This is a genomic window from Dankookia sp. GCM10030260 (assembly GCF_042666655.1).
GTDB lineage: Bacteria > Pseudomonadota > Alphaproteobacteria > Acetobacterales > Acetobacteraceae > Paracraurococcus.
The window spans coordinates 330,614-354,588 of sequence record NZ_JBHTDE010000002.1 but is presented as its reverse complement, the minus strand read 5'-3'; the positions used below and the strand labels follow the sequence as shown (position 1 = coordinate 354,588).

23 protein-coding genes are annotated in these 23,975 nt (G+C 71.9%); 7 read left to right on the top strand and 16 right to left on the bottom strand.

Annotated elements, in window-relative coordinates:
- Positions 1–72: 72 nt before the first annotated feature.
- From ACFQS7_RS08120 to ACFQS7_RS08100, 5 genes are all read right to left on the bottom strand, one after another.
- Complete coding sequence (locus ACFQS7_RS08120; RefSeq protein ID WP_380066537.1) at positions 73–1,389, bottom strand: TRAP transporter large permease; 1,317 nt, start codon at positions 1,387–1,389, stop codon at positions 73–75.
- Positions 1,386–1,862, bottom strand: a complete 477-nt coding sequence (locus ACFQS7_RS08115; RefSeq protein ID WP_380067230.1) for a TRAP transporter small permease — start codon at positions 1,860–1,862, stop codon at positions 1,386–1,388. The genes ACFQS7_RS08120 and ACFQS7_RS08115 overlap by 4 nt, the downstream gene beginning before the upstream one ends.
- 5 nt (positions 1,863–1,867) lie before the next feature.
- Positions 1,868–2,893, bottom strand: a complete 1,026-nt coding sequence (locus ACFQS7_RS08110) for a TRAP transporter substrate-binding protein (protein ID WP_380066536.1) — start codon at positions 2,891–2,893, stop codon at positions 1,868–1,870.
- 176 nt (positions 2,894–3,069) lie between these two features.
- Complete coding sequence (locus ACFQS7_RS08105) at positions 3,070–3,813, bottom strand: aspartate/glutamate racemase family protein (protein ID WP_380066535.1); 744 nt, start codon at positions 3,811–3,813, stop codon at positions 3,070–3,072.
- Positions 3,810–4,769: a TauD/TfdA family dioxygenase gene (locus ACFQS7_RS08100; RefSeq protein ID WP_380066534.1), complete on the bottom strand. Its 960-nt coding sequence runs from the start codon at positions 4,767–4,769 to the stop codon at positions 3,810–3,812. The genes ACFQS7_RS08105 and ACFQS7_RS08100 overlap by 4 nt, the downstream gene beginning before the upstream one ends.
- A 101-nt stretch (positions 4,770–4,870) precedes the next feature.
- On the opposite strand from ACFQS7_RS08100, the gene ACFQS7_RS08095 reads away from it, so the two are divergent.
- Entirely contained in the window at positions 4,871–6,004 is a 1,134-nt protein-coding gene (locus ACFQS7_RS08095) for a M20/M25/M40 family metallo-hydrolase (RefSeq protein WP_380066533.1), read from the top strand.
- Between the two features lie 9 nt (positions 6,005–6,013).
- Here the strand turns inward: ACFQS7_RS08095 and ACFQS7_RS08090 are convergent, their stop codons facing one another.
- Positions 6,014–6,559, bottom strand: a complete 546-nt coding sequence (locus ACFQS7_RS08090) for a 2'-5' RNA ligase family protein (RefSeq protein WP_380066532.1) — start codon at positions 6,557–6,559, stop codon at positions 6,014–6,016.
- A 201-nt stretch (positions 6,560–6,760) separates the two neighbouring features.
- On the bottom strand, positions 6,761–7,159 hold the full coding sequence (locus ACFQS7_RS08085) for a gamma-glutamylcyclotransferase family protein (RefSeq protein WP_380066531.1): 399 nt from the start codon (positions 7,157–7,159) through the stop codon (positions 6,761–6,763).
- Between the two features lie 38 nt (positions 7,160–7,197).
- On the opposite strand from ACFQS7_RS08085, the gene ACFQS7_RS08080 reads away from it, so the two are divergent.
- The 3 genes from ACFQS7_RS08080 to ACFQS7_RS08070 are packed head-to-tail and all read left to right on the top strand — an operon-like array spanning position 7,198 to position 10,276.
- On the top strand, positions 7,198–8,592 hold the full coding sequence (locus tag ACFQS7_RS08080) for a hypothetical protein (RefSeq protein ID WP_380066530.1): 1,395 nt from the start codon (positions 7,198–7,200) through the stop codon (positions 8,590–8,592).
- A 47-nt stretch (positions 8,593–8,639) separates the two neighbouring features.
- A complete protein-coding gene (locus ACFQS7_RS08075) occupies positions 8,640–9,602 on the top strand; it encodes a Bug family tripartite tricarboxylate transporter substrate binding protein (protein WP_380066529.1) in 963 nt (320 codons plus the stop codon).
- A complete protein-coding gene (locus ACFQS7_RS08070) occupies positions 9,602–10,276 on the top strand; it encodes a DNA-3-methyladenine glycosylase family protein (RefSeq protein ID WP_380066528.1) in 675 nt (224 codons plus the stop codon). The genes ACFQS7_RS08075 and ACFQS7_RS08070 overlap by 1 nt, the downstream gene beginning before the upstream one ends.
- Before the next feature lie 135 nt (positions 10,277–10,411).
- Here the strand turns inward: ACFQS7_RS08070 and ACFQS7_RS08065 are convergent, their stop codons facing one another.
- Positions 10,412–11,812 carry a dipeptidase gene (locus tag ACFQS7_RS08065; protein ID WP_380066527.1) on the bottom strand — a complete coding sequence of 467 codons (1,401 nt, stop codon included), beginning with the start codon at positions 11,810–11,812 and terminating at the stop codon, positions 10,412–10,414.
- A gap of 102 nt (positions 11,813–11,914) precedes the next feature.
- On the opposite strand from ACFQS7_RS08065, the gene ACFQS7_RS08060 reads away from it, so the two are divergent.
- Entirely contained in the window at positions 11,915–13,144 is a 1,230-nt protein-coding gene (locus ACFQS7_RS08060) for an ABC transporter substrate-binding protein (RefSeq protein ID WP_380066526.1), read from the top strand.
- Positions 13,145–13,588: 444 nt separating this feature from the next.
- Positions 13,589–14,608, top strand: coding sequence for a metallophosphoesterase (locus ACFQS7_RS08055; protein WP_380066525.1), 1,020 nt, complete (start codon positions 13,589–13,591; stop codon positions 14,606–14,608).
- A 9-nt stretch (positions 14,609–14,617) separates the two neighbouring features.
- On the opposite strand, the gene ACFQS7_RS08050 is transcribed toward ACFQS7_RS08055, so the two are convergent.
- The 3 genes from ACFQS7_RS08050 to ACFQS7_RS08040 are packed head-to-tail and all read right to left on the bottom strand — an operon-like array spanning position 14,618 to position 17,272.
- Positions 14,618–15,379 carry an alpha/beta fold hydrolase gene (locus ACFQS7_RS08050; RefSeq protein WP_380066524.1) on the bottom strand — a complete coding sequence of 254 codons (762 nt, stop codon included), beginning with the start codon at positions 15,377–15,379 and terminating at the stop codon, positions 14,618–14,620.
- Between the two features lie 11 nt (positions 15,380–15,390).
- Positions 15,391–16,284, bottom strand: a complete 894-nt coding sequence (locus ACFQS7_RS08045; RefSeq protein ID WP_380066523.1) for a DMT family transporter — start codon at positions 16,282–16,284, stop codon at positions 15,391–15,393.
- Position 16,285: 1 nt separating this feature from the next.
- Positions 16,286–17,272, bottom strand: coding sequence for an NAD(P)H-quinone oxidoreductase (locus ACFQS7_RS08040; protein WP_380066522.1), 987 nt, complete (start codon positions 17,270–17,272; stop codon positions 16,286–16,288).
- A 147-nt stretch (positions 17,273–17,419) separates the two neighbouring features.
- On the opposite strand from ACFQS7_RS08040, the gene ACFQS7_RS08035 reads away from it, so the two are divergent.
- Entirely contained in the window at positions 17,420–18,652 is a 1,233-nt protein-coding gene (locus ACFQS7_RS08035; protein WP_380066521.1) for an ABC transporter substrate-binding protein, read from the top strand.
- A 147-nt stretch (positions 18,653–18,799) separates the two neighbouring features.
- On the opposite strand, the gene ACFQS7_RS08030 is transcribed toward ACFQS7_RS08035, so the two are convergent.
- The 5 genes from ACFQS7_RS08030 to ACFQS7_RS08010 all read right to left on the bottom strand — a co-directional run bounded on the left by ACFQS7_RS08030 (position 18,800) and on the right by ACFQS7_RS08010 (position 23,973).
- A complete protein-coding gene (locus ACFQS7_RS08030) occupies positions 18,800–19,942 on the bottom strand; it encodes a glycosyltransferase (protein ID WP_380066520.1) in 1,143 nt (380 codons plus the stop codon).
- Positions 19,935–20,648 (bottom strand): hypothetical protein, encoded by a 714-nt coding sequence (locus ACFQS7_RS08025; protein WP_380066519.1) that lies wholly within the window; start codon positions 20,646–20,648, stop codon positions 19,935–19,937. Before ACFQS7_RS08025 ends, ACFQS7_RS08030 begins: the two co-directional genes overlap by 8 nt.
- Positions 20,649–20,756: 108 nt before the next feature.
- Entirely contained in the window at positions 20,757–21,449 is a 693-nt protein-coding gene (locus ACFQS7_RS08020; protein ID WP_380066518.1) for a hypothetical protein, read from the bottom strand.
- Positions 21,450–21,451: 2 nt separating this feature from the next.
- A complete protein-coding gene (locus tag ACFQS7_RS08015; RefSeq protein WP_380066517.1) occupies positions 21,452–23,623 on the bottom strand; it encodes a polysaccharide biosynthesis/export family protein in 2,172 nt (723 codons plus the stop codon).
- Positions 23,620–23,973, bottom strand: coding sequence for a hypothetical protein (locus ACFQS7_RS08010; protein WP_380066516.1), 354 nt, complete (start codon positions 23,971–23,973; stop codon positions 23,620–23,622). The genes ACFQS7_RS08015 and ACFQS7_RS08010 overlap by 4 nt, the downstream gene beginning before the upstream one ends.
- Between the last annotated feature and the right edge of the window lie 2 nt (positions 23,974–23,975).

The window sequence follows — 23,975 nt, the reverse complement described above, 5'->3', positions numbered from 1 at the left end:
ATTCCGAGTCCGAAACCAACCCGTCGCAGCACACCGATTCCCCCGTCGGCCGAACGCCGCCCGGCGTCCCGCCTACCACAACCCCGGCAGCCAGAGCGACAGCCAGGGCAGCAGGGTCAGCAGCGCGATCCGGACGACGTCGGAGACGACGAAGCCGGCGACGCCCCGGTAGGTCTCGCCCATCGGCACGTCTTTCGCCATGGCATTGATGACGAAGAGGTTCATCCCGAAGGGTGGCGAGATCATCCCGACCTCGACGCTGACCAGCACCAGGATGCCGAACCAGACCAGCACCTGCTGCGGGTTCAGCCCGAAATCGAGGCCGAGCATCAGCGGCACGAAGATGGGCAGCGTCAGCAGCACCATCGCCATGCTTTCCATGAAGCAGCCGAGGATGAAGTAGATCACCAGGATGGCGCCGAGGACGACCAGCGGCGGCAGATCCATGCCCGCCACCGCCGCCGAAAGCTCCGCCGGCACCCGCGACAGCGCCAGCGCGGCGCTGAACAGCTCCGCCCCCAGCAGAACCAGGAAGATCAGCCCGGTGGTCTCGGCGGTCGACAGCAGCGCCTCCTTCAACCCCGGCCAGCGCATGCCGCCGAGGCCGACGGCGATGACGAAGGTGGCGGCGGCGCCGACCGCGGCGCCCTCGGTCGCGCTGAACCAGCCGGCATAGATGCCGGTGACGACGAGGATGAAGACCAGCAGCACCGGCCAGACCTCAGCGGTCGCGCGGAAGCGTTCGGCATAGGGCAGCCGCTCGGCCGGCGGGGCGGATCGCGGATGCAGCCTTGCATAGAGGTTGACCACCAGCATGTAGCCGGCGGTGGCGATCAGCCCGGGGATGACGGCGGCGACGAACAGCACGCCGATGCTCTGCTCGGTATAGATCGCGTAGATGACCAGGATGACCGAGGGTGGGATGAGGATCCCGAGCGTACCGCCGGCCGCCAGCGTCCCGGTGCTGAGCGCCGCCGAATATCCGTGCCGCCGCATCTCCGGCCCGGCGACCTGCGACATGGTGGCCGCCGTCGCCAGCGAGGACCCGCAGATCGCGCCGAAGGCGGCGCAGCCGCCCACCGTCGCCACCGCCAGCCCGCCGCGCCAATGCCCCATCCAGGCCCGCGCGGCGCGGAACAGCGCCCGGTTCAGCCCGCCCTTGGTGGCGAAATCGCCCATCAGCAGGAACAGCGGGATGACCGACAATGTGTAGGAGGAGAAGCGGGAGAAGGTCAGCGTCTTCAGGCTGGCCAGCAACGGCGACCAGCCGGCGATCGCCGCATAGCCGAGCCCGCCGACCAGCAGCATCGCCGGGCCGACCGGCATGCGCAGCCCGATCAGCAGCAGGGCGCCAACGAACATCGCGATGCCGATCTCGAAGCCGGTCATGCGCGGCGCGCCTCGCCCATCCGTTCGACAGCGACGAAGCCGGCGGTGACGGTCCAGAGCAGCAGGCCGAGCGCCGCCATCGCATAGCCCCACCAATAGGGGATCTGCAGGAACATCGTCTCCCGCTCGCGGTCCCACTGCCCGTGCGCGCCAGTCGCCAGCTGCACCGCGAGCACGGCGGCGATCAGCGCCACTGCCGCCCGCATCGCCGCATCCAGCCCGGCGATGCCGCGCCGCGGCAGCCGTGCGGTGAAGACGTCGACGATGACATGCGCGCCGCGCATCTCGCCCCAGGGCAGGCAGAGCGCGACGGCCACGCCGAGGCTCATCTCTACCACCTCCGAGTCGCCGAGGATCGGCTGCCCGACCACCCCACGCAGGACGGAGGCGCAGGTGACGCCGACCGCCAGCATCAGCAGCGCGCCGCCGACCAGCGCGGCGATCTCGGACAGCCGCGTCAGCCGCGCGCGCATCGCGCTCACCGCGGCTTGGCGATCGCGGCGATGTCCTGGAACATCGCGCGTCCGTCGCGGCCGCGGCGGGTCATCTCGGCAATCCAGGCGTCGTAGACCGGTTGCACCGCCTGCTGCCAGCGTGCCTTCTCGGCCTCGTTGATCTCGACGATCTCGTTGCCGGCGGCCTTGGTGGCGTCGACGGCACCCTGGGTCTGGCTGTCCCAGATCTCGCCCAGCCTGCGGGACAGCGGGGCGCCGCTGTCGGCGTCGATCACGGCGCGCAGCTCGGGCGGCAGGCGCTCATAGGATTTCTGGTTCATCAGGGTCAGGATCATGCCCTGGAACAGCCCGGTCGCCGGCTCGGTGTGGAACTTCGCCACCTCGTAGAAGCGGTAGGGCTGGGTGATGGCCCAGTTGATCAGCATGCCGTCCACCTGGCCGCGCGCCAGCGCCTCGTAGACGCCGGGCAAAGCGATGCCGACCGGCGTCGCACCCAGCGCCGTCACCGCCTCGCCGATCCAGCGGCCGGCGACGCGCAGCTTCAGGCCCTTGAAGTCCTCGATCGTGCGGATCGGCTTGCGGGTGGTGTGGACCAGCGCCCGGTCGGTGGCGTTGATGGCAATGACCTTGATGCCGCGATACTCGGTCGTGGCCAGGTGCTTCTGGACGAAGGCGTAGGATGCCGGCGACTGGGTGGTGGACCGCCCGGTGTTCATGAAGGGCAGCTCCAGCCCCTCGGTCCCCATGAAGCGGCCGGGGGTGAAGCCCGGCACGGTCCAGATCAGGTCGACGACGCCGTCCTCAAGCTGCTGCACCAGGTCGCGCGGCTGGCCGCCGAGCTGCATCGCCGGATAGACCTCGACCTTGATGCGGCCGCCGCTCGCGGTGCCGATGCGTTCCGCCCAGCGGTCCAGATGCATGGTGTGGTCGAGCGCGGTCGGCGAGGAGAAGGAGTGCAGGCGGAAGGTGAAGGCCGGCGCGGTCTGCGCCCCGGCCGTGCTGCCCAGGCCGAGCGCGAGCAGCGCAGCGGCGATCGATCGCTTGAGCATCGTCTTGCCCCGGGGAGGAGGCAGGCCACCCGGCGCGGCCCGCAGCACGTCCCGACTCCAGCATGCCGGGCGCCGGCCCCGGCGCAAGCGGCGGCCATGGCCGGAGTTGCCGCCTGGGGCATGGCGCTGCCGCTTTGCGCGCCACCCGGCGTCAGGAATGCTGCGGGCTGTGGCGGTCAGCCGCCGCGCAGCAGCGCCGTCAGGCCCGGGTCGATCCCCAGCATCTCCCGCCCGCGCGGCGCGGCGTAGCTGCCGGTGGTCGGCTTCGGCGGGTTCAGCGCCACCAGCATCTCCAGCAGCTTCACGCCGCAGGCGATGCCGTCCAACAGCGGCACGCTGGCGTTGCGCTGCAGCCGCGGCCCCATACCGGCCAGCGCGGCGCCGCCCAGCACCACGGCATCGGCGCCCTCGGCCACCACCTCGGCGATGGCGGCATCCATCTGCAGGGCGACCGCTTCCGGGTCGCGCACCGCATCCTGCGGGGTCAGCGCGATGCCGCGCAGCCCGGCCAGGCGGCTGGCCAGGCCATGCTGGGCGATGCGCTCGCGGTAGACATCGACCGCGCCCATGGTCACCAGCCCAAACCGGCCGCCGAGCAAGCAGGCGGCGAAGCAGGCGGCCTCGGTCATCCCCACCACCGGGCAGGGCAGCAACTGCCGCGCCGCCTCCAGCGCGGTGTCGTGCGAGACCGCGAGCAGGATGCCGTCGACCCGGCCCGCATGTTCCGCCAGCAGCGAGAGCAGGCCATGCGCGGCGATGGCGCCCTCGGCGCGCGTCGCAATCACCGCCGGGCCGAAACGCGGCGTGGCGGGGACGATCTCGGTGCCCGGGCCGGCGGCGGCGCGTGCCGAGGCGGCGCAGAGCTCGGTGATCGCCTCGGTCGTGTTCGCATTCGCCACCAGCAGCCGCATCCGCCTCATCCCCCCACCAAGCCGTTCGCCAACGGCACCCCGCCGCGTGGCGCGCCGGCCGCCGTCGTGCCGAAGACCGCGCCGAAGCTCTCCGGCAGAGCGCGCGAACCGGGCATCGAGAGCCAAAGCCGCAGCAATTCGCGCGACGCCTCGTCCGTCGCCGGTGCTTCCCCCGCCACCACCTGCTTCCAGACCAGCTGCGGGTTGAGGAACAGGATATCACCGGCATGCAGCGCCAGCGACAGCGCCTGGCCTGGCAGCGCCGCGGCGGCGTCCAGCGCCGCCAAGGCCGCCTGCTGCGCATCTTCCAGCGCATCGTCCAGCATGGCGTCCCGGTCGTAGCGGCCGACGAAGCTGCCGCTGGTCGTGCTGAAGACCGGCAGGTGCAGCGGCTCGCCGCTGCCATTGCGGTGCGGCAGGCCGCCATGCAGCGTGGCCAGCGCGGTGCGGTCGGATTTCAGCAACGCATTGTGCAACGCCGCGGCCGAAAACAGGGTCACCCGCCCGCCGGCGCTGGACTGCTGCAGGCAGAGCAGGGCGACGCAATCCGCCGGGTCGGCATGGAAACGCACCGGCGCATCCACCCCCGCGCCCGGCCCTGCCAGCCGGCCGACGAGCATTCCGACCGCATCCTGTGGCAGGGCGGTGCCGAGATGGGCGCCGAGCACCAGCAGCGCCGCCTCGGTCGCCGGCCCGTCGAGCCGGCCGAGGTCGAGGCCACGCAGCAGGACGAAGCCACGGCCATGCTCCAGCCGCTCCGCCACGCTGCGCAGCACCGGGGCAAGGGCCGGCAACGCCGCATCGCCTGGCCCGGCCGGGATGCGGCCGGCCAGCGCCACCAGCACCGCCTCCAGTTCCGTGGCCGCCTCGGCGCCGACCGGCACCATCCAATCGGCGGGGGTCAGCGCGGCACCGGTCCAGACGGAGGGACCGGCCTGGGGAACGAGACGGGGGGGTGGGTTCATGGTCCGTAGTCTAGCAGTCGCGGAGGCTGCGAAGGGAAGCCGCCCTCTTGCCGGGATACTCGGCGCGGGGGAGGCTCGGCCTACCCATCCGGGAGAGACTCATGAATGCCCCCGCCCTCGACCTGCCCTTCGATGCCGAGGCGATGATCCCGGGCCTCAGGGCCTGGGTCGAATGCGAAAGCCCGACCTTCGATGCCCCCGCGGTGAACCGCATGATGGCGATCGCCGCGCGCGACCTGGCGCTGCTCGGCGCCCGGGTGGAGACCATCCCCGGCCGCATGGGCTACGGCGACTGCGTGCGTGCGACCTTCCCGCACCCGCGGGCAGGCGAGCCGGGCATCCTGGTGATGGGTCACCTCGACACCGTCCACCCGGTCGGCACGCTGGAGCCCCTGCCCTTCCGCCGCGAGGGCAACCGGCTGTACGGCCCCGGCGTCTACGACATGAAGGGGGGTAACTACATCGCCGTCGAGGCGATCCGCCAGCTCATCAAGGCAGGCATCGCCACCAGCCGTCCGGTCACCGTGCTGCTGACCAGCGACGAGGAGATCGGCAGTCCCTCCACCCGCGATCTGATCGAGGCCGAGGCGGCACGCCACGCGGTGGTGCTGGTGCCGGAACCCGCGCGGCCGGATGGCGGCGTGGTCACCGGCCGCTACGCCATCGCCCGCTTCAACCTGCGCACCACCGGCAAGCCGAGCCATGCCGGCGCCCGCCTGGCGGATGGCCGCAGCGCGATCCGCGAGATGTGCCGCCAGGTGGTGGCGATCGAGGCACTGACCAACGACGACGTCACCTACTCGATCGGCGTCATCCATGGCGGGCAATGGGTGAATTGCGTGGCGACCCATTGCGACGCCGAGAGCCTGTCGATGGCCAAGCGGCAGGCGGACCTCGACGCCGCGGTCGAGCACATGCTGTCGCTCCGCCCCACGGGCAACGACGTCCAGCTGAGCGTGACGCGCGGCGTGACCCGGCCGGTCTGGGAGCCGGACGAGCACGGCATGGCGCTCTACGGCACCGCGCGGCGGGTGGCGCAGGCGATCGGCTTCGACATCAACCACCAGAGTGCCGGCGGCGGCTCGGACGGCAACTTCACCGGAGCGATGGGCGTGCCCACGCTCGACGGGCTCGGCGTGCAGGGCGCCGGCGGGCATACGCTCGAGGAGCATCTGCTGCTCGACAGCCTGGTCCCCCGGGCGAAGCTGATCGCCGGGCTGCTGCAGGTGGCTTGATACGAAGCGCTAGACGATGCTCGCGCGTGGATAGGCCTCGGCGGTGAAGGGGATGCGTTCCAGCGCCTCCCACGGCCCGCCGCGGTAGCGCCAGAGCAGCAAGGCCTCGGCCTGCGCCTCGCGCGGTGCCGGCAGCAGCGCGTCGAGGCTGAGCAACAGGGCCTGCGCCCGTTCCGGCGAGACCTTGTTCTGCACCGTTGCATGCGGCCGCCAGCGCTGGCGATCCTGGGCGGTGAGCCGGGGCCGCCAGCGTTCGGCCAGCCGATCGCGCAGCGCAGCGACCACCGGCGCGCCGATCTCGAGCGCCACGCCGCGGCCGAGCGAGCGGGCCGGCCCGACCCGGACGCGGGAAGGCGGCAGGCTGCTGGCCTCGGCCGCCAGCACCGAGACGGTCTCCACCAGATGTTCTCCCGGCAAGGCGTGGAACAGCGTGACATGGGCCGGCACCAGGTTGCGGGCAGGTGGAAAATGCGCCCGGCGCATGGATTCCAGCCAGGACTGGGTCTCGGCATCCAGCCCGAGCGTCAGGATCAGCGGCGCGGCCTCGTCGTGCATGCGGTTCCTTGCGGCCCCGCCCGGCAGCGGCGCATCCGGCCCCGCTATGTCCCGCTGGGCGCGATGAAGGCAAATCACCCTTAGGCCATGCGCCCGAGTCGTGGCTGGCGCGCCTGGCCCCTGCTTGTTGCAGGTGAGGAGGTACCGCAGGGTGCCGGGATGGGTCGGGAAGCGACAATACCGGGACAAGCGGGGCGTGGATCAACCGCCGGCCAACGCCGCCTGCAGCGGGGCGTCATCGAAGCCGAAATCGGCGTAGCCACGCCGCAGCCGCTCGACGTATTCGGGTGCGGGCGGGCCGGGGCGGTGGACCAGTTCCAGGTAGATCCAGGCGCGCCTGCCGTCCGGCAGGTCGATCTGCCGCCGCGCATAGGTGTGCGGCCCTTCGTAGCGGTCGAGCGCCTTGAGATGCGTCGGCGTCACCTGCCAGAGCCCGACCAGGCAGACCGCCGCCGGGTCGGCTTCGATGAGGGCGAATTTGCGCACCGCCAGCCGCCAGCCCGGCAGCAGGATCGCCGCATCGACGGTGGCACCGGGGCAGCGCAGTTGCATCTGCGCATGCCAGAGATTGCTGCCATAAGCGGCATAAAGGTTGGTCATCGGCGAAACTTGCCCGCCGGCGCGGGCGGTGCAAGCCGGTGACGCTGCTGTTCCAGGCTATGCCGCTGGTTCTGCTGCTGGGGCTGCTCGGCAGCGGCCGCGCCGGGCCGGTCGGCGCCTGCCTTGCGGCGCTGCTGGCGGCGCTGCCGGCGGTGCTGGTCTCGCTGCCCGATGCGGCGGCGCTGCCAGGCTTCCTCGCGGAGCAGGCCCGGCGCGGCCTCTTCCTCGGCCTGCAGCCGGTGGCCGTCGTTGCCGGAGGGCTGCTGTTCCATGCCGTTGCAACGCGTGGAGCGGCCGAGGCGCCGCTCCCGCCCAGCCCGGCGCGGGTCTTCGCGGCGACCCTGCCGATGGGAGTCTTCCTGGAAAGCTGCACCGGATTCGCGGTGGGCACCGTCTTCGCCTTGTCGGCACTGCGGCGGATGGGCATCGGCGGCGCCGCGGCCGGCGCGCTCGCCCTGCAGGCGCTGGTGATGGTGCCCTGGGGCGGGCTGGGGCCGGGCACCGCGCTTGGCGCCGCGCTCACCGGCCTGCCGGCCCAGGCGCTGTCCATGGCCGCCGCCTGGCTGACCGCGGCCTGGCTGCTGCTGCTGGCGCCGCTGCTCTGGTCGCTGCAAGCCCGCGCCGGGGTGCCGGTGCCGGTGCGGGAGCGGCTGGCGCAACTGGCGATGCTGGCGGCGCTGGCAGGGCTGCTGCTGGCCGCCGCCGCCTGGCTGCCCTTCGAGCTGGCGGGGATCCTCGCCTCCGGCCCGGTGATGCTCTGGGCGCTGTGGCGGGCCGACCCGCCGCGCGACCTGCGCGCCGCGCTCGGGCGGGCGGCGCCCTATCTGGTGCTGTTGGCCTGCCTGCTGGCGGCGCGGCTCTGGCCGGGCGCGCCGGCTTGGCACCCCTTCCCCGACTATCCCGGCCTGCCGGTCACCCATGTCGCCGTGGTGCTCTGGCTGGTCGCCGGCGGGCTGCTGCTGGCGCGGCCGGACGGCGCGGCGCGCGTCCGCGCTGCGCTGGTCAAGGCAAGGCAGCCGGCCGTGGCGCTGCTGCTGTATGTCATGCTCGGCCGGCTGCTGGCCGGCAGTGGCGCCGCGGCCGGCCTGGCCGAGGCCGCGGCAGCGGCGCTCGGCCCGCTGGCGCCGCTCGCCGTGGCGCCGATCGCCCTGCTGTCGGGTGTGGTGACGGGCAGCAATGTCGGCTCCAACGCCGCGCTGATGCCGGTGCAGGCGGCGCTGGGCGCGGCCGCCGGCCTGCCGCCGATCCTCGCCCCGGCGATCCAGAATTTCGCCGGTGCCGCCAGCGTGCAGGCCAGCCTCGGCGTCACCGCCCTGGTCTGCGGGCTGCTGGCCGACGGCACCCGGCCGGCGCAGCTCTGGCGGTTGTTGCTGCCGTCGATGCTGGCGGTGCTCGTCCTCGGCTGGGCGGGGACCTGGCTGTTGCTGCGCTAGGCGCCGCCTGTTACGCCCCCGCCGACGTCCAGGCAGGAAACAACCCGATGCATACCCGCCGCGCCACGCTCGGCGCCGCCGCCGCGCTGCTCGCCGCCCCGGCCCTGGCCCAGGCGGCCTTCCCCGACCGGCCGCCGCGGCTGATCATCAGTTACCCGCCCGGCGGCGTCACCGACATCGTCGGCCGCATCCTGGCCGAGCCCTTGGGCCAGCGCCTCGGCCAGCCGGTGATCGTCGAGAACCGCGCCGGCGCCGGCGGCAACATCGGCGCCCAGGCGGCCAGCGCGGCGGAGCCGGACGGCTATACCCTGCTGGTCGGCACCGCGGCGATGTACGGGGTCAATCCGCTGCTCTACGCCAAGTCGGGCGTCGACCTGCAGCGCGACTTCCTCCCACTCGGCACCATCAACGACATGGCCAACGTGCTCTCGGTCAACCCGAAGCGGCTCGACGTCGGCTCGGTCGCCGAGTTGGTGGCGCGCGGCAAGCGGGGCGGACTGGTCTTCGCCTCGGTCGGCAACGGCAGTTCCTCCCACCTTTGCGCCACGCTGCTGCAGCGCATGGCGGGGTTCGAAGCGACGCACGTGCCCTATCGCGGCTCCGCCCCCGCGGTCGCGGCGCTGCTGGCGGCCGAGGTCGATTTCCTCTTTGACACCACCGCCACTTCGACCCAGCAGATCCGCGCCGGGAACTTCCGGGGCCTGGGCGTCAGCACCGCGACCCGCGCCTCGGCGCTGCCCGAGGTGCCGACCATCGCCGAGGCCGGCGTCGCCGGCTATGCGGTCTCGGTCTGGAACACCCTGCTGGTGCACCGCCGCGCACCCGAGCCGGTGCTGGCACGGCTGCGCCAGGCTTTTTCGGAGGCGATGGACGCCACAACCCAGGCCAAGCTGCGCGCCGCCTATGTCGACCCGCTGCTGGTGCCGCCGGCCGGGCTGGAGGCCTGGCTGGAGCGCGAGCAATCCACTTGGCTGCGCATGTCGCGCGATGCCGGGATCTCGGTGGACTGATGGTCGAACTGGTCGGCACCGGCGCCCCGCCGGCCAAGACGGGACCCTGGGCCAAGGCGGAACGCCATCTCCGCCGCGACCCGGTGTTGAAGGCGGTCATCAGGCGGATCGGCCCCTGCACGCTGGAAGCGGTGGAGCGCGAACCCTACGAGGCGCTGGTCCGCGCCATCGCCCACCAGCAGGTGCACGGCCGCGCGGCGGAGGCGATCCTCGGCCGCTTCCTCGCCCACCATCCCGGCCAGGCCTTCCCGGCCCCCGAAGCCGTGCTGGCGATGGAGGTGGAGGTGATGCGGGCCTGCGGCTTCTCGGGATCCAAGGTCGCCGCCATCCGCGACATCGCCGAGAAGGCCGCGGGCGGCTTGGTGCCGACCCGGGCAGGCTGCGCGAAGCTCGACGATGCGGCGCTGATCGAGCGACTCGTCGCCATCCGCGGCGTCGGGCGCTGGACGGTGGAGATGCTGCTGATCTTCACCCTCGGTCGGCCGGACATCCTGCCGGTCGACGACTTCGGCGTGCGGGAAGGCTGGAAAGTCGCGACGGGCCTCGAGGAACAGCCAAAGCCCAAGGCGCTGGCGGCAATCGGTGAGGCCTGGGCGCCCTGGCGCAGCATCGCCGCCTGGTACCTGTGGCGGGCGGCTGATGCGGCGAAGCGGAGTGCGTTCAAGCCGCAGTAAGGCTGGGAAGAAAGGATTCTTCCCCAGACCCCCTCATCTATTTTCCTGGGTTGGCACTCGCCGCGCGGCAGGTGCCAACTTAGAAAAAGGGAGGGAGGGGTTCGGGGAGGGAATGCTATTCCCTCCGCGACCTTTTCACGCCGGCAGCACCGCGGCCAGCACCCGCGCATAATTCCCGCCCAGGATCTTCGCCGCCTCTCCCGACGAGAACCCTCGCGCCAGCAGCGCCTCGGCCAACGCCGGCGTCTCCCGGTAATCGCCAAAGGCAGGCGTGCCGAGTAGTCCCAGCATGTCGCTGCCGATGCCGACATGGTCGATGCCGACCGCATCCACCATGCGCGCGATGGCCAGCGCATAGTTGCCGAGCGTCGGCGCCTCGGATCCCAGCAGCGGCCAGACGCCGATCACCCCGCCGGTCCCCGCCACCAGCCGCGCATGCTCCGGCGTGACCCAGCGGCTGTGCAGCGAGGGCCGGCCGGAAAGGCCGGTATGCGAGAGCACGAGCGGCCGGGTCGTCACCGCCGCCGCGCGCCGCACCAGCCAGAAGGTGCCGTGCGCGACATCAACCACCACGCCGCGGCGGTTGCAGTCACGCACCACCGCGGCACCGAAATCGGTCAGCCCCTCATGCACCGGCGCCGCGGTCTGGATGTCGCCCAGCTCGTTCACCCGGTAGTGCACCAGCTGCAGGTGGCGCAGCCGGTGCAGCCGGCAGGCCTCCTCCAGCCGCTCCAGCCGGCCCTCCAGCCAGTCGGCGCCCTCCGATGCAACCACCACCGAAGGGCCGGCACCCGGTGCCAGCGCCGCGCGCAGCCCGGCCTGGTCGGCGACCACCGCCAGGCACTGGGTCGAGACTAGCGATCCCAGCCGGGCGAAGGCCGCCTGCGCATGGGCATACAATTCGCCTGGCGAGGGGTCGCGGTAGGCCTCGATCCGGCGGTCTGCGGTGATGGTGCTGGTCGGCGTGTCGGCGACCATGGCCAGGGCGATCAGCCGCATCCCGCCCTCGCGCATTGGCGCCCCCACCGGCTCCAAGGGGCGCGGCGTACCGCGGGGCAGGATAACCCGGCCGGCATGGCTGTGCAGGTCCATCGGCGCGGCCTCGGCCACCAGCGCCCGGGCCGCGGCGGAGGGCGGCGCCGGCTCGGCGCAGCCGGAGGTGGCGGCGACGCCGAGCAGCGGCGCCGCACCCAGCAGCGCGCGGCGCCGCAGCCAGGGACCGGCGGCGGCGCTGGCCTGCACCCGGGCGTCGCGGATCTGCCAGCGCCAGCCGGTCGGATCTCCGGCCGGCAGCGGCTGCCAGGTGCCGGCGATGCGGTGCGGGCCGGGGCCGTGGGGCGCAGCACCGGCGAAGAGCAGCTCAATCGTCGTCGCCGGCTCGGGCCGGCAGCCGGCGCAGCAGGCGGCCTCCGGCAGCAGCAAGGCATAGCCGGGCGGCATCGCCTCAACGGTGAAGGCGGCGCCATCGATTTCAACCATCTCCCCCGCGGTGGGCAAGCCATGCCCCGTCGCCAGCGCGGTCCAGGCAAGTTGCATGCTTGGTCTCCCCTTCACCGATGCTGCGCCGGACCCGTTCCCAATTCCAGGCCGCTCCCGCATGCTCCGCGGCAGAACAACAAGCCATCCGGAGGACCATCCATGCAGCCATCCCTCACCCGTCGCGGTCTGGTCGCCGGCGCCGGGCTCGCCGCCCTGCCCTTCGCCCCGGGCCGCGCCCAGGGCGGCCCGGTGATCCGGCTCGGCGTGCTGTCCGACTTCTCAGGCCCCTATCGCGACTGGTCGGGCCCGACCACGCTGGCCTGTGTGCAGCAGGCGGTGGCGGAGGCGATGGCGGCCCATCCCGGCCTGCGGGTCGAGATCGTCCAGGCCGACCACCAGAACAAGACCGATGTCGGGGCCAATACCGTCCGCCAATGGTTCGATCAGCGCGGCGTCGATGCCGTCGTGGATGCCAACAACTCAGCCGTCGGCCTCGCCGTCGCCGGGGTGGCGAAGGAGAAGGACAAGGTCTTCCTGGCCTCCGGCGCCTCGACCGCGGCACTCACCGGGGCGCAGTGCACGCCGAACACGGTGCACTGGACCTACGACACCTACATGCTGGCCAAGGCGACCAGCCAGGCCATGGTGAAGGACGGGGGTGACAGCTGGTTCTTCATCACCGCCGACTATGCCTTCGGCCACATGATCGAAAGCCAGGCGACGCAGTTCATCGCCCAGGCGGGTGGCAAGGTGCTCGGCGCCGTCCGCTACCCCTTTCCGCAGACCACCGACTTCTCCGCCCAGTTGCTGCAGGCTTCCTCCAGCGGCGCGAAGGTGCTGGGCCTGGCGAATGCCGGGACGGATACGGTGAACTCGGTCAAGCAGGCCCAGGAATTCGGCCTGACCAAGCGGGGCATGAAGATCGCCCTGATGCTGGCCTACCTCACCGACATCCACACCATGGGCCTGCCGGTGGCGCAGGGGCTGCGGCTGACCGAGAGCTTCTACTGGGACCTCAACGACCGTACCCGGGCCTTCTGGGGCCGCATGAAGGGCAAGACCGGCGCCTTCTGCCCGAATCAGATGAATGCCGGCGGCTATGCCGCGACCCTGCACTACCTGAAGGCCTGCGCCGATATGGGAATGGCCCAGGCCAAGCTCAGCGGCCGGGACACGGTGGCGCGGATGAAGGCGATGCCGACCGACGACGACTGCTTCGGGCCGGGCAGCATCCGTGCCGACGGGCGCAAGATGCACCCGGCCTACCTGTTCGAGGTGAAACGGCCGGAGGAATCGAAGGCGCCCTTCGACTACTACAGGCTGGTCGCCACCACCCCGGCGGAGGAGGCCTTCCGGCCGCTGGCCGAGGGTGGCTGCGTACTGGCCTAAGGCGCGGCCAGGGAGGAAGGACGCTGCCTGGCCCCTCCGCCATTTCTGTGGGTCGGCAGTCGCCGCCGGGCGGGGGCTGCCCCAGAGGGATTTGGGAGGACATGCTTTTTCCTGGACGGGCACAGCCATGCGGCAGCGGCATCCCAGCCACACCACCGCCCGCAGGGCCGCCCTGCCGTTGTCCTGGCCCTGGCCGGGCGCCTCCTGTATGAGATGCCCCGCGTCCCTCCGGTCGCGATGTCAGGCTCGCGCGGCTTCCGCCCGATTCGGAATCCAGCAGCCAGCATCGGTGCAGATGGGGCGACCGGTCGCAGGCGGCACGACGCCGCCCAGGCCTGGGGATCTTCATTCCGCCCTCCGCAGACGGCGCCCCTTCTTTGGGTGGCGCGAAGCTTGCCAGCCGAACCAGGCCGGCAAGGCGGCCGGGGCCAGACGGGGTTGGGCATGGACGGTGATGTGGCGGCCTTTGCTCGGGGGGCGGACGCCCCCGGGGAGACGGGGCGGCGAGGCTGGCGGGCACGGCTGCAGCGGCGGACCCTGCTGCGCTCGGCCGGCGGCGCCGGCGCGCTGGGCCTTGGCCTTGGTGGCTACGCCTTCGGCTACGAACCGGGCGTCGCGCTCCGCGTGGTCGAGCACCACCTGGCGCCGGCCACCTGGCCGGTCGACCTGCCGCTGAACATCGCCCTGATCGCCGATCCGCATTGCGGCGGGCCGCATACCACGCTGCCACGGCTCGCGCGTGCGGTCCGGATGTGCAACGCGCTGCAGCCGGACCTCGTGGTGCTGCTGGGCGACTATCTGGCCGACCACCGCTTCACCACCAGCAGGCCGAGTTTCCGTGGGGTGGCGGAGGTGCTGGCGGGGTTGAAGGCGCCGCTCGGCGTGCATGCCATCCTCGGCAACCACGACTGGTGGGAGGACCGTGCCACCCAGCGCGGCGGCGAGGGGTTGCCCGAGGCGGCGGCGGATTTCGCCGCGGCCGGCCTGCCGATCATGCATAATTCGGCGCGGCGGCTGGTGCATCAGGGCCGCCCCGTCTGGCTGGGCGGGCTCGGCAGCCAATGGGCCTACCGCGAGCGGCGTGGCGCCTATCGCGGCGCCGACGATCTGGCGGCGACACTCGACGCCTTCACCGACGACGCACCGGCGATCCTTCTTGCGCATGAGCCGGACATCTTCCCCGATGTACCAGGCCGGGTGGCGGTGACGCTATCGGGCCATACCCATGGCGGGCAGGTGCGGATCGGCGGCTATTCGCCGGTGGTCCCCAGCCGCTACGGCAACCGCTATGCTTATGGCGCAATCGAGGAAGCCGGGCGGCACCTAGTGGTTTCCGGTGGAATCGGCAACTCGATGCTGCCCGTGCGGTTCGGCATGCCCCCGGAATTGACCATTGTGCGGCTGGGCGGCACGGCCGACCGGGACACTCCGATGGTCGCGGCGCCGCGGCGCGCGGCGGCCTGAACCCGCGGCTCAGGCCGCGAGGAAGGGTTCCAAAAGGCCGAGGAATGCCTGCGGGTTCTCCGCATGGACCCAATGGCCGGCGCCCGGCACGGTGCCGAATTCCGCGCGAGGGAAGAGCGCCAGGATGCGCTCGTGGTGCGCCGGGCGGATGTAGTTCGACCGCTCGCCGTTCATGACCAGCACCGGGCCGTCGTAGCGCCCGGCGAATTCGGGGAAGGCCTCGATCACCGGCATCGCCGCGGCGATCTCCGCGAGGCCGAGACGCCAGCTCGGCGTCTCCTCCCCGAACCGCAGGTTCTGCAGCAGGAAGGCGCGGATGCCGGGCTCCGGGATCGCCTCGGTAAGGGCCGCATCGGCCTCCCGCCGGGTCAGGCCGGCGGACAGCGGCACCGCCTGCATCGCGGCGACATACCCACGCAGCGCCGGCGGGTAGGTGACGGGGGCGATGTCGGCGACGACCAGGCGCTCGACCAGGGCCGGCCGGGTCAGCGCCAACGCCATAGCCACCTTGCCGCCCATGGAATGGCCGAGCACCGCCGCCGGCGCGGCGCCCAGCGCTGAAAGCGTCTCCGCGACGTCGGCCGCCATCGCCGGGTAGTCCATGGCCGCGTCGCGACCGGATGACCCGTGGTTGCGCAGGTCCAGCGCGATTACCCGCCGCCCCCCCGCCAGCCACTTCTGGACTGCGCCCCAGTTCCCCGCCGCGCCGAACAGCCCGTGCAGCAGCACCAGCGGCGCGCCCTCGCCCAGATCGACCGCGTTCAGCCGCATCGCCAGATCTCCTATCCGCGTGCTGCCAGCACGACGCTCGCCCCGATGAGGAGCCCACCCGCCAGCACGTCCCAGCCCAGCGTCTCGCCGAGCCAGAGGCTCGAGATGGCGACGCCGAGCGCCGGCACCATCAGGAAGCCGACCGAGGCGACGATGCCCGAGAGCTTCCGCCCCGCCTCGATCGTCGCCCAGGTGCCGATCGGCGCAGCGACGGCGCCGATGAAGACGGCGTGCGGCCAGGCAGCCGGCCCGATGCCGCCCGCCGGCTCACGCCACAGCGCCAGCGGCAGCAGCAGCAGCGACCCCAGCGCGAAGCACCAGGGCAACAGGTCCAGCACCGGCCGGCTCGGCGGGTAGCGGCGCGTCACCAGGATCGCCAGGCTCCAGAACAGGCTGGCGAGCAGCAGCATGGCATAGCCCGGCAGCACCCCCGGCCCCTGCCCCGCCAGATCCCAGGGCTTCATCAGCGCGACGACGCCGACCAGCCCCACCGCCACCGCCCACCATTGCAGGCGCGAGACGCGCTCCCCCAGCACCCAGACCGACAGCGGGATCAGCCAGAAGATCGTTACGTTCGCCAGGATCGCGGTCCGCCCGGCGGGGACAAATTCCAGCGCCAGATGCGCCAGCGCGAAGAAGCCGCCCAGCTGGAACAGGCCAATCCCGAGGATGCAGGGCAGGTCGCGCCGGTCTGGCCAGCGCAGCCGGCCGAGCACGGCCAGCAGCAACGCCGCCGCCACCGTCGCCATCGCCGCACGGTTGAACGCGAACCAGAGCGGCGTGGCATGCGCCAGTCCCGCCTTGGTCACCGGCCACACCCCGCCGAACAGGCAGACGGAGACCGCCAGGTAGGGCAGGCCCGCCGCCAGGCCGCCACGTGGTGCAGCGGCGGTGGTTGCGCTCAACCTAATCCGCCACCTGCAGCATGATCTTGCCGATATGCGCGCTGCTCTCCATCAGCGCATGCGCCGCGGCGGCCTCGCGGAACGGGAAGACCTTCCAGATCGGCGGCGCCACCGTGCCGGCTTCCAGCAGCGGCCAGACCTTGGCGCGCAGCTCGGCGGCCAGCGCGCCCTTCTGCGCCGTGGTGCGGGGCCGCATGGTGGAGCCGGTTACCGTCAGCCGACGGGTCATCACCGGACGCAGGTCGGCCTTGGCCACCTCGAATCCGCCGAGGAAGGCGATGATCACCAAACGGCCATCCATCGCCAGGCACTTGAGGTTACGGTTGAAGTAGTCGGCGCCGACCATGTCGAGCACGACATCGGCCAGCTTGCCGCCGGTCGCCGCCTTCACCGCCTCGACAAAATCCTGTTCCTTGTAGTCCACCGCGACATCGGCGCCGAGCTTGGTCATCGCCACGCATTTGTCGGCGCTGCCGGCGGTGGCGATGACCCGGGCGCCGAAGGCCTTGGCCAGCTGGATCGCGGTCACGCCGATGCCGCTGGTGCCGCCATGGATCAGCACCGTCTCGCCGGCCTGCAGCCGGCCATGACCGAACAGGTTGGCCCAGACGGTGAAGAAGGTCTCCGGCAGGGCGGCGGCCTTCAACGCGTCATAGCCTTTCGGCCAGGGCAGGCACTGCGCCGCCGGGGCGGTGCAGTATTCGGCATAGGCGCCGCCATTGGTCAGGGCGCAGACCTTGTCGCCCAGCTTCCAGGCACCGGCCTCGGCGCCGACGGCGACGACCTCGCCTGCGGTCTCGAGGCCGATCAGCGGGCTGGCGCCAGGCGGCGGCGGGTACTCGCCCTTGCGCTGCGCCACGTCGGGGCGGTTCACCCCGGTCGCCATGACCCGGATCAGCACCTCGTCCGGCTTGGCCACCGGCAGCGGCCCGGTCTTCGGCACCAGGACCTCCGGCGCGCCGCCGGTGCCGTGATCGATGTAGGTCATGGTCTGGGGCAGCATGGCGTTCCTCGTTGTTCGGCGGGGGCGGAGGTTCCCCGCGCGACCCGGCCCCGTCAAGCAGCGGGTGGGGTTGCGCGCAAGCCGCAGCGCGGGGACAATCATGGCGCTCCACCCCGCCCCGAAAGCATTGGCATGGCCACGACCGCCCGCCGCCCGCTGCTCGGTGGCCTCGCCGCCCTGGCGGCCATGGCCGGCCGGGCCGCCGCGCAGCCGGCCGGCGAGACCACCCGCATTGGCGCCCTCTTCCCCTTCACCGGGTCGCTCGCCTTGCTTGGGGACGAGCATTTCCGCGGCCTCGAACTGGCAGCCGAGGAGCGCAACGCTGCCGGCGGGCTGCTGGGCAAGCCGATTCGCCTGATCCGCGGCGATGCGGTGGATGCCGCCCAGGCCCAGGCCGAGCTCAAGCGCCTGATCGGGCCGGAACGAGCCCTGGCGGTCTTCGGCACCTGCGCCTCCCCGCTGTCCTTCGCCGCGACCCAGGCTGCCGAATTGCACGGCGTGCCCTATGTCGAGTTCGGCGCGGTCGCCGACCCAATCACCGATCGTGGCTTCCGCTTCCTGTTCCGCACCTGCCCGCGTGCCGCCGAGATCGGCCAGCTCGGGGTGGACGCCATCGCCAACATGCTCGCCCCCGCCTGGGGGCAGCCGGCCGCGGCGCTGAAGGTCGCCGTCCTGCATGAGGACAGCCTGTTCGGCCAGTCCATCGCCGCGGCACAGGAGGCGGCGCTCAAGGCCCGCGGCCTGACCGTGGCGGAAAAGCTGGGCTATGCGGCGCGCGGCGTCGAATGGGCGCCGGTGATCCAGCGGATGCGCGGCATCGGCGTCGAGGTGCTGCTGCATGCCGGCTACCAGAACGACATCCTGCTGCTGTACCGCGGGTTGCGGGAAGCCGGCTGGATGCCGCGTATGGTGGTCGGCGCCGGCGCCGGTTACAGCCTGACCGACACGGCGCATGCTGTCGGCCCGGATTTTGAGGGCACGCTGAACGTCGATGTCCCGCAATTCGAGGTCAACGACCGCTTGGCCCCGGGGGTGAGGCCCTTCGTCGAAGCCTATCGCAAGCGCTACGGCAGCGACCCGCGCTCGGGGCACAGCCTGTCCAACGCGGTCGGCGCCCGGGCCGCCTTCGATGCCATCCAGCGCGCGGCACAGCCGGACCGCGAGCGCATCCGCACGGCACTGGCGGCGACCGACGTGGCGGAAGGTGCGACAGCGAACGGCTGGGGCATCCGTTTCGACGACAAGGGGCAGAACCAGCGGGCTCGGCCGATGCTGCTGCAATGGCAGGGCGGCCGGCAGATGGCGGTGGCGCCCGGGGATGCGGCGGTGGCACCGCTCCGGGCGCGGATGGGGGTGGTGGGGTAAAAGAAAGCAAGTTCGGGGAGAAGATATTCTCCCCGAACTTCTCATCTGTCTATGTGGGGTGGCACCTGCCGCACGGCGGATGCCAGACTCACAAAAAGGAAGGGCGAGGTTTGGGGAAGGGACGCTTTTCCCACCATAGACTTGCTCTCAAGGCAGCGCATCGATCAATACCGCTGCGTCGGCCGCCCGCGCCGCCCAGCTTTCCGCTGCCACCGCCGCCTGCCGCATCGCCGCCGCCCCCGGCGGGTCGGCCAGTGCGGCTTCCAGCGCCGCAGCGAAGGCCGCCGGCCCCTCCACCTCCGCCACCAGCGCCATGTAGGGCTGCAGCGCCGGAAACGGCGTGCTCACCACCGGCCGGCCCGCGGCCAAGTATTCCCTCAGCTTGAGCGGGTTGCTGGCGCGGATCTGGGCATTGTCGACAAAGGGGATGATCCCGGCGGTCCAGTGCTGCGAATAGGATGGCAGCGCGGCATGTGGCCGCGGACCCAACAGCACGACGTTCGCCAAACCCTGCAGCGGTGACAGGTCGGTCGCCGGATGGCCGATCAGCACGAAGCGCCACTGCGGCAACCGCCGCGCCACCTCGGCGACCAAGCCAAGGTCCAGCCAGGGCGCCAGCGTGCCGTAGAAGCCGGCCACCGGCCCGCCTTCCGGCATATCGGCGGCGCGCGGCACCGGCGTGGCGAATCGATCGTAGTCGACGCCATGCGGCAGCAGATGTGTCCTGGCTGTGTCGAATTTTGCCGCCAGCAGCGGGCTGGAAGCCAGGATCAGGTCGGCCCGCCCGGCAAGCTCCTCCTCCATCCGTAGCGCCGGCACATGGTCCACCCCGGCCAGCGCACCGAAATCGTCACAGCAGTAGTAGACCACCGCGCTTTCCCCCAGTGCTCCCAGCGCCTGCACGGCGGAGGGCAGCGAGGCCCAGACCACAGGCCGCCGCAAGCCCGCCGCCGCTGCCGCGGCGCGGACCGCGCGGCCGATCAGCCACCGATTGGCGGCGCGGCCCAGCGCGCCTTCAGCCATCGGGATGGCCAGAGCATTCACCAGCGGAAACGGTGCCGGCTCCCGCGTCGCTTCCGGCGCGCCGCCGCCGGCCACCGCGCGCTTCAGCTTGGTGGCGACCCGGCCGAGATCGGCGACCGACAACTTCGGCCGCCGCAAGCCGATCGAGTTCACCCAGACCACCCGGCGGCCCGGCGCCAAATGCCGGATCAGGTGCTGGGTCGAGGAGGGGTGCGCGCCCCAGTCCTCGCCGAAGACGATGAGGTCGCGCAGCACGCCGTCACGCATCCGGGATGCTTCGGATGACGCGGCAGGGGTTGCCCGCGGCCAGTACCATCGGCGGCAGGTCCTTGGTGACGACGCTGTTGGCGCCGACCACCGTGCCGCGGCCGATGGTGACGCCGCCCAGTACGGTCACCCCGGTGCCGAGCCAGACATCGTCTTCCAGCACGATGGCGCCGATCTGCGCCGTGGTGCAGGGGGCGCCGGCGGCGCGCGTCACCGGGTCCAGCGGATGCCCGGGATAGCCGGCCAGGAAATTGCGCCCGGCCAGCCGGACATTGTTGCCGAATCGCACCACGCTGCCGACGGCGATCGTGGTCTGCCAGCCTATATCGATGTTGTCGCCCACCTCGAGCAGCGGCGCCGGGTCGCTGCCCGGCCGGCCCGAGAGGGTGGACGCGCCGGACAGCCGCACGTCACGGCCAAGCCGCAGCCGCAGCGGGCCGAGCACCAGCGGCATCCCGCCCTCCAGCCGCAGGCCGGGCGACGGCGTCTCGACGCGGGAGAGGAACATCGGCGTCCACCAGGCCGCCCGCATGAACTGCGAGGCCAGGCCACCAAACGTCCGGTGCGCCGCATAAAGCAACCGGTGCAGCGGCCGGACCAGCGGCACCCGCGCCCCGCGCACCGTCTGGATGGTGGCCCAGGCTGTGCGCGCCGCCGGGGTCTCCTGCGCCTTGATGCTGCGCTTGAGGGCGGCGAAGCTGGTCATCCGGGAACTCCGCGGGCTGGGTGACGGGGGGCTGGCGCCGCCGACTCGCAGGTGGCGTCGCAGCATGCGAATGGCGCTTGGGACCTGCGGCGCGCCGGCTGGCCTGCGTCAGATCTCCACGCCCAGCACCGGCAGCCGCCGCACGCGCGCCAGCAGCCGCCGCGCCAGGCCAGGCAGGAAGCCGGCAATGCGGCCAACCTCGCGCTCCATCTCCTCCCGGAGCGAGGGATTCTCCCGATCGTTCAGCACGATGCCGAGCAGGTTGGCGCCGGCGCGACCGAGCCGGTCCTGCGCCCGCTTCACCGCCTCCGCCTTGGTCTTGCCGGCCAGCACCACCATCAGCGTGCAGGCCGCGGAGGCGGCGACCGAGAGGCTCCCCATCGCCTCCCCCGGGGCGGGCGAGGCCAGCACCGGCGAGAGGTCGAGCACCACCATGTCGTAGTCGCGCTGCCAGGCCGCCATCTGCCAGGCAAAGAAGTCGCGCTGCTGCCAGTTCGCCGGCGCATGGGCGGGCACCGACAATACGCTGAAGCCCTCGGCGCCGATCCGCACCGGCTCGCCAGGCGGCAAATGCATTCCGCAGCGCGTGGCGAGCGTCGGCTTGTCGGCGAAGATCTCGGCCAGCAGCACGGTCTTTCCGGCATGCTCGGCGCGGCGGGCCAGCGCGGCGGCGATGGTCGAGGTGCCCTCCCCGTTGTTCGCCGCGGTGACCGCCACGCATTGCAGCCCGCTGGCGACCAGGCTGCGCCAGACCGTCTCGATCTCTTCCGACAGCGCCTCGGGCGGCAGGTCCTTCGGCATGGTCAGAGCACCTTCAGCAGGGCGACGACGGAGAGCAGGCTGATGACGTCGCGGAACCCCTCGAAGAAGATACGCCATTCGCTCTGCGCCGTGCTCGGCACGTAGACGGTGTCGCCCGGGCGGACCACGGGCAGCATCGCGAAATCGCCCGTGCGGGCGAATTTCTGCAGATCGAAGGTTCGCGCCTCGTTGGCGCAGCAGGAGAGGTTGACCACGACGATCCGCGTATCAAGCGCCGTGCCACCGGTGCCGCCGGCCTCGGCCAGCAGGTCGAGGATCGTCATGCCTTCGGTGATCGGATAGCGGCCGGGCTTGCCGACGGCGCCGAGGACCCGGACCACGTTGCTGGCCGGCGTCTCCAACCAGTTGCGATTCCGGTCGGGCACGTAGATCACGTCGCCCGGCCGGATCCGCGGCATCAGCAGATCGTCACCGGTCTCGAAGTAATTGGCCAGGTTGACCCGGGAGACGCGGTCCCGCCCCTCGCCGCGATGGGTGATGCGGATGTTCTGCAGGTCGGCCGCGGTGGTCGGCCCGTTCGCCGCCGACAGGATGTCGAGGAAGGACAGCTTGGCATCGAAGGCGTAGCGGCCGGGCGCGCCGACCGAACCCATGACGTAGATGCTGCGTTCGGCCTCCTGCCGCAGCCAGGTGCCGCGGGTGTCGTTCGGCGCCGAAAGCTGCTCCGGCACCGTGATGGTATAGCCGCCGCGGATCACCGGCAGCGCGGCGAAGCGGCCGCCCTGTTCGAGGAATTTCTGCAGGTCGAACCGCACCGGCGATGCCCGGTCGCCGGGCAGGATCTGCACGGCGGAGGTATCGGCCCGCTCGTTCGGCCCGCCGGCCTGGGCCAGCAGGTCGAGCAGCGACATCTCGTCCGACCATTCGAACCGGCCGGGCTGCCGCACCGCGCCCATCACCCGCACCGCACGGGTGGTCGGCACCCGCAGCCAGGCCGCGGTCTGCTCGCCCTGGGTCTTCTCCGGGATGAAGACGGCATCACCCGGCCTGATCTCCGGCGGCCGGCCGCCGCCCTTCTCGATGAATCCGCCGAGGTCGAAGAAGTCGATGGTCTTACCGTCGGCCCGGATGATGCGGACCTGACGGGTCTCGGCGAAGCGGGTCGGGCCGCCGGCATTGGCCAGGATATCGAAGAAGCCGGTGCCCTGGCGGACCTCGTAGGCGCCGGCGCGTTGCACCTCGCCCATCATGTAAACCACGCGCGGGCCGACCTTCACCTCCTCGGTCAGCACGGGCACGAAGATGGTGGTGCCGCCGGCGATGCGCGGGTTCAGCCGCTGGTCGCCGGTGTCGAGAAAGGTCTTCAGGTTGAACAGCTTTGGCTCGTTGCCGGCGATGATGCGGACCTGCTCGGTGCCGGCGAAGCGGCTGACGCCACCGGCCCGCATCAGGGCATCCATCACCGTCATGCCCTCCTTCCAGGCGAAAGTGCCGGCCGCGTTCACCTCGCCGAACACCCGGATCGACGGCGCGTCGGTGCCGGCATCGCCCTGACGGTTCAGCGCGGCGGAATCGAAGGGCACCTCGACATTGCCGGTCAAGGGAGAGACCGGAACGAAGACCTCGTCCAGGGTCCGCAGCGTCGGCAACAGGCTGGAATCGCCGGTATCGAGATAGCGCTTGTAGTCGAAGGTGATGGTGCGGCCGTCCCGCCGCACCTGCATGCGGTCGAGCTGCGCGCCGGGCTGCAGCCCGCCGGCCGACGTGATGGCCTGCTGCACGTTGGCGCCGCGCGGCAGTTCCACTGGCCCCGGGGTGCGGACGTAGCCGCCCACCGTGATCAGCAGCTTGCGCTCGCGCAGCAGCAGGTTGAAGCGGGACAAATCGCGGAAGCGCTGCGACAGGATACCCCGCACCTGCTCGCGCGCCTCCCGCAGGGTCAGGCCGGCGACCGCGACCGGGCCGACCTCGGGCAACTCGATCCGGCCCTCCCGGTCGATTTGGACGGTGTTGGCGAAGCTGTCCTCGCCGGGCAGCACGACCTGGAGCACGTCGCCGACCGCCAGCCGGACCACGGGACCCGGTGCGGCGGTGGCTTGGTCGCCCGCCGGCGCGGTGCCGGTCGTCTGCGCCAAGGCAGTCCCCGAGGCCACCAGCGGGCCGGCCAGCAACAGCAGCAGGAGCAGCAGGGCGTGACCGATGCGGCGGATCATGCGGGGGGGCACTCGGATGGCAGCGGGACACCGGGGGGCAGCAGGGGGGCGAGCGCGACGAGCTCGGCTTGCAGCCGATCCAGCGTTCTCGCCGAATCCCCATGCAGACCGCCATAGAATTCGCGTTGGGCGCGGATCGCCAGGTCATGCGCCGGGCCGATCCGCCCGGTCAGCACGCCGCGGGCGCCCAGCGCCTCGCGCAGCACGTCGGTGCGGTCCACCTCGCAGGCGAGCCGGAGATGCAGCCCGGCAACGCCGTCCCTGTCCTCCGCCTTGGGGGCGCGGACTTCGGCCATGCCGCCGGCGCCGGCGCGCGGGAAGCCGCAGCCGCCGAGCAGGAGGGGCAGCAACA

What these genes read in the sequence shown, in the direction of transcription:
- ACFQS7_RS08120 (WP_380066537.1), bottom strand. Translation starts at nt 1,389, where the DNA reads ATGACCGGCTTCGAGATCGGCATCGCGATGTTCGTTGGCGCCCTGCTG.
- ACFQS7_RS08115 (WP_380067230.1), bottom strand. Translation starts at nt 1,862, where the DNA reads ATGCGCGCGCGGCTGACGCGGCTGTCCGAGATCGCCGCGCTGGTCGGC.
- ACFQS7_RS08110 (WP_380066536.1), bottom strand. Translation starts at nt 2,893, where the DNA reads ATGCTCAAGCGATCGATCGCCGCTGCGCTGCTCGCGCTCGGCCTGGGC.
- ACFQS7_RS08105 (WP_380066535.1), bottom strand. Translation starts at nt 3,813, where the DNA reads ATGAGGCGGATGCGGCTGCTGGTGGCGAATGCGAACACGACCGAGGCG.
- ACFQS7_RS08100 (WP_380066534.1), bottom strand. Translation starts at nt 4,769, where the DNA reads ATGAACCCACCCCCCCGTCTCGTTCCCCAGGCCGGTCCCTCCGTCTGG.
- ACFQS7_RS08095 (WP_380066533.1), top strand. Translation starts at nt 4,871, where the DNA reads ATGAATGCCCCCGCCCTCGACCTGCCCTTCGATGCCGAGGCGATGATC.
- ACFQS7_RS08090 (WP_380066532.1), bottom strand. Translation starts at nt 6,559, where the DNA reads ATGCACGACGAGGCCGCGCCGCTGATCCTGACGCTCGGGCTGGATGCC.
- ACFQS7_RS08085 (WP_380066531.1), bottom strand. Translation starts at nt 7,159, where the DNA reads ATGACCAACCTTTATGCCGCTTATGGCAGCAATCTCTGGCATGCGCAG.
- ACFQS7_RS08075 (WP_380066529.1), top strand. Translation starts at nt 8,640, where the DNA reads ATGCATACCCGCCGCGCCACGCTCGGCGCCGCCGCCGCGCTGCTCGCC.
- ACFQS7_RS08070 (WP_380066528.1), top strand. Translation starts at nt 9,602, where the DNA reads ATGGTCGAACTGGTCGGCACCGGCGCCCCGCCGGCCAAGACGGGACCC.
- ACFQS7_RS08065 (WP_380066527.1), bottom strand. Translation starts at nt 11,812, where the DNA reads ATGCAACTTGCCTGGACCGCGCTGGCGACGGGGCATGGCTTGCCCACC.
- ACFQS7_RS08060 (WP_380066526.1), top strand. Translation starts at nt 11,915, where the DNA reads ATGCAGCCATCCCTCACCCGTCGCGGTCTGGTCGCCGGCGCCGGGCTC.
- ACFQS7_RS08055 (WP_380066525.1), top strand. Translation starts at nt 13,589, where the DNA reads ATGGACGGTGATGTGGCGGCCTTTGCTCGGGGGGCGGACGCCCCCGGG.
- ACFQS7_RS08050 (WP_380066524.1), bottom strand. Translation starts at nt 15,379, where the DNA reads ATGCGGCTGAACGCGGTCGATCTGGGCGAGGGCGCGCCGCTGGTGCTG.
- ACFQS7_RS08040 (WP_380066522.1), bottom strand. Translation starts at nt 17,272, where the DNA reads ATGACCTACATCGATCACGGCACCGGCGGCGCGCCGGAGGTCCTGGTG.
- ACFQS7_RS08035 (WP_380066521.1), top strand. Translation starts at nt 17,420, where the DNA reads ATGGCCACGACCGCCCGCCGCCCGCTGCTCGGTGGCCTCGCCGCCCTG.
- ACFQS7_RS08030 (WP_380066520.1), bottom strand. Translation starts at nt 19,942, where the DNA reads ATGCGTGACGGCGTGCTGCGCGACCTCATCGTCTTCGGCGAGGACTGG.
- ACFQS7_RS08025 (WP_380066519.1), bottom strand. Translation starts at nt 20,648, where the DNA reads ATGACCAGCTTCGCCGCCCTCAAGCGCAGCATCAAGGCGCAGGAGACC.
- ACFQS7_RS08020 (WP_380066518.1), bottom strand. Translation starts at nt 21,449, where the DNA reads ATGCCGAAGGACCTGCCGCCCGAGGCGCTGTCGGAAGAGATCGAGACG.
- ACFQS7_RS08015 (WP_380066517.1), bottom strand. Translation starts at nt 23,623, where the DNA reads ATGATCCGCCGCATCGGTCACGCCCTGCTGCTCCTGCTGCTGTTGCTG.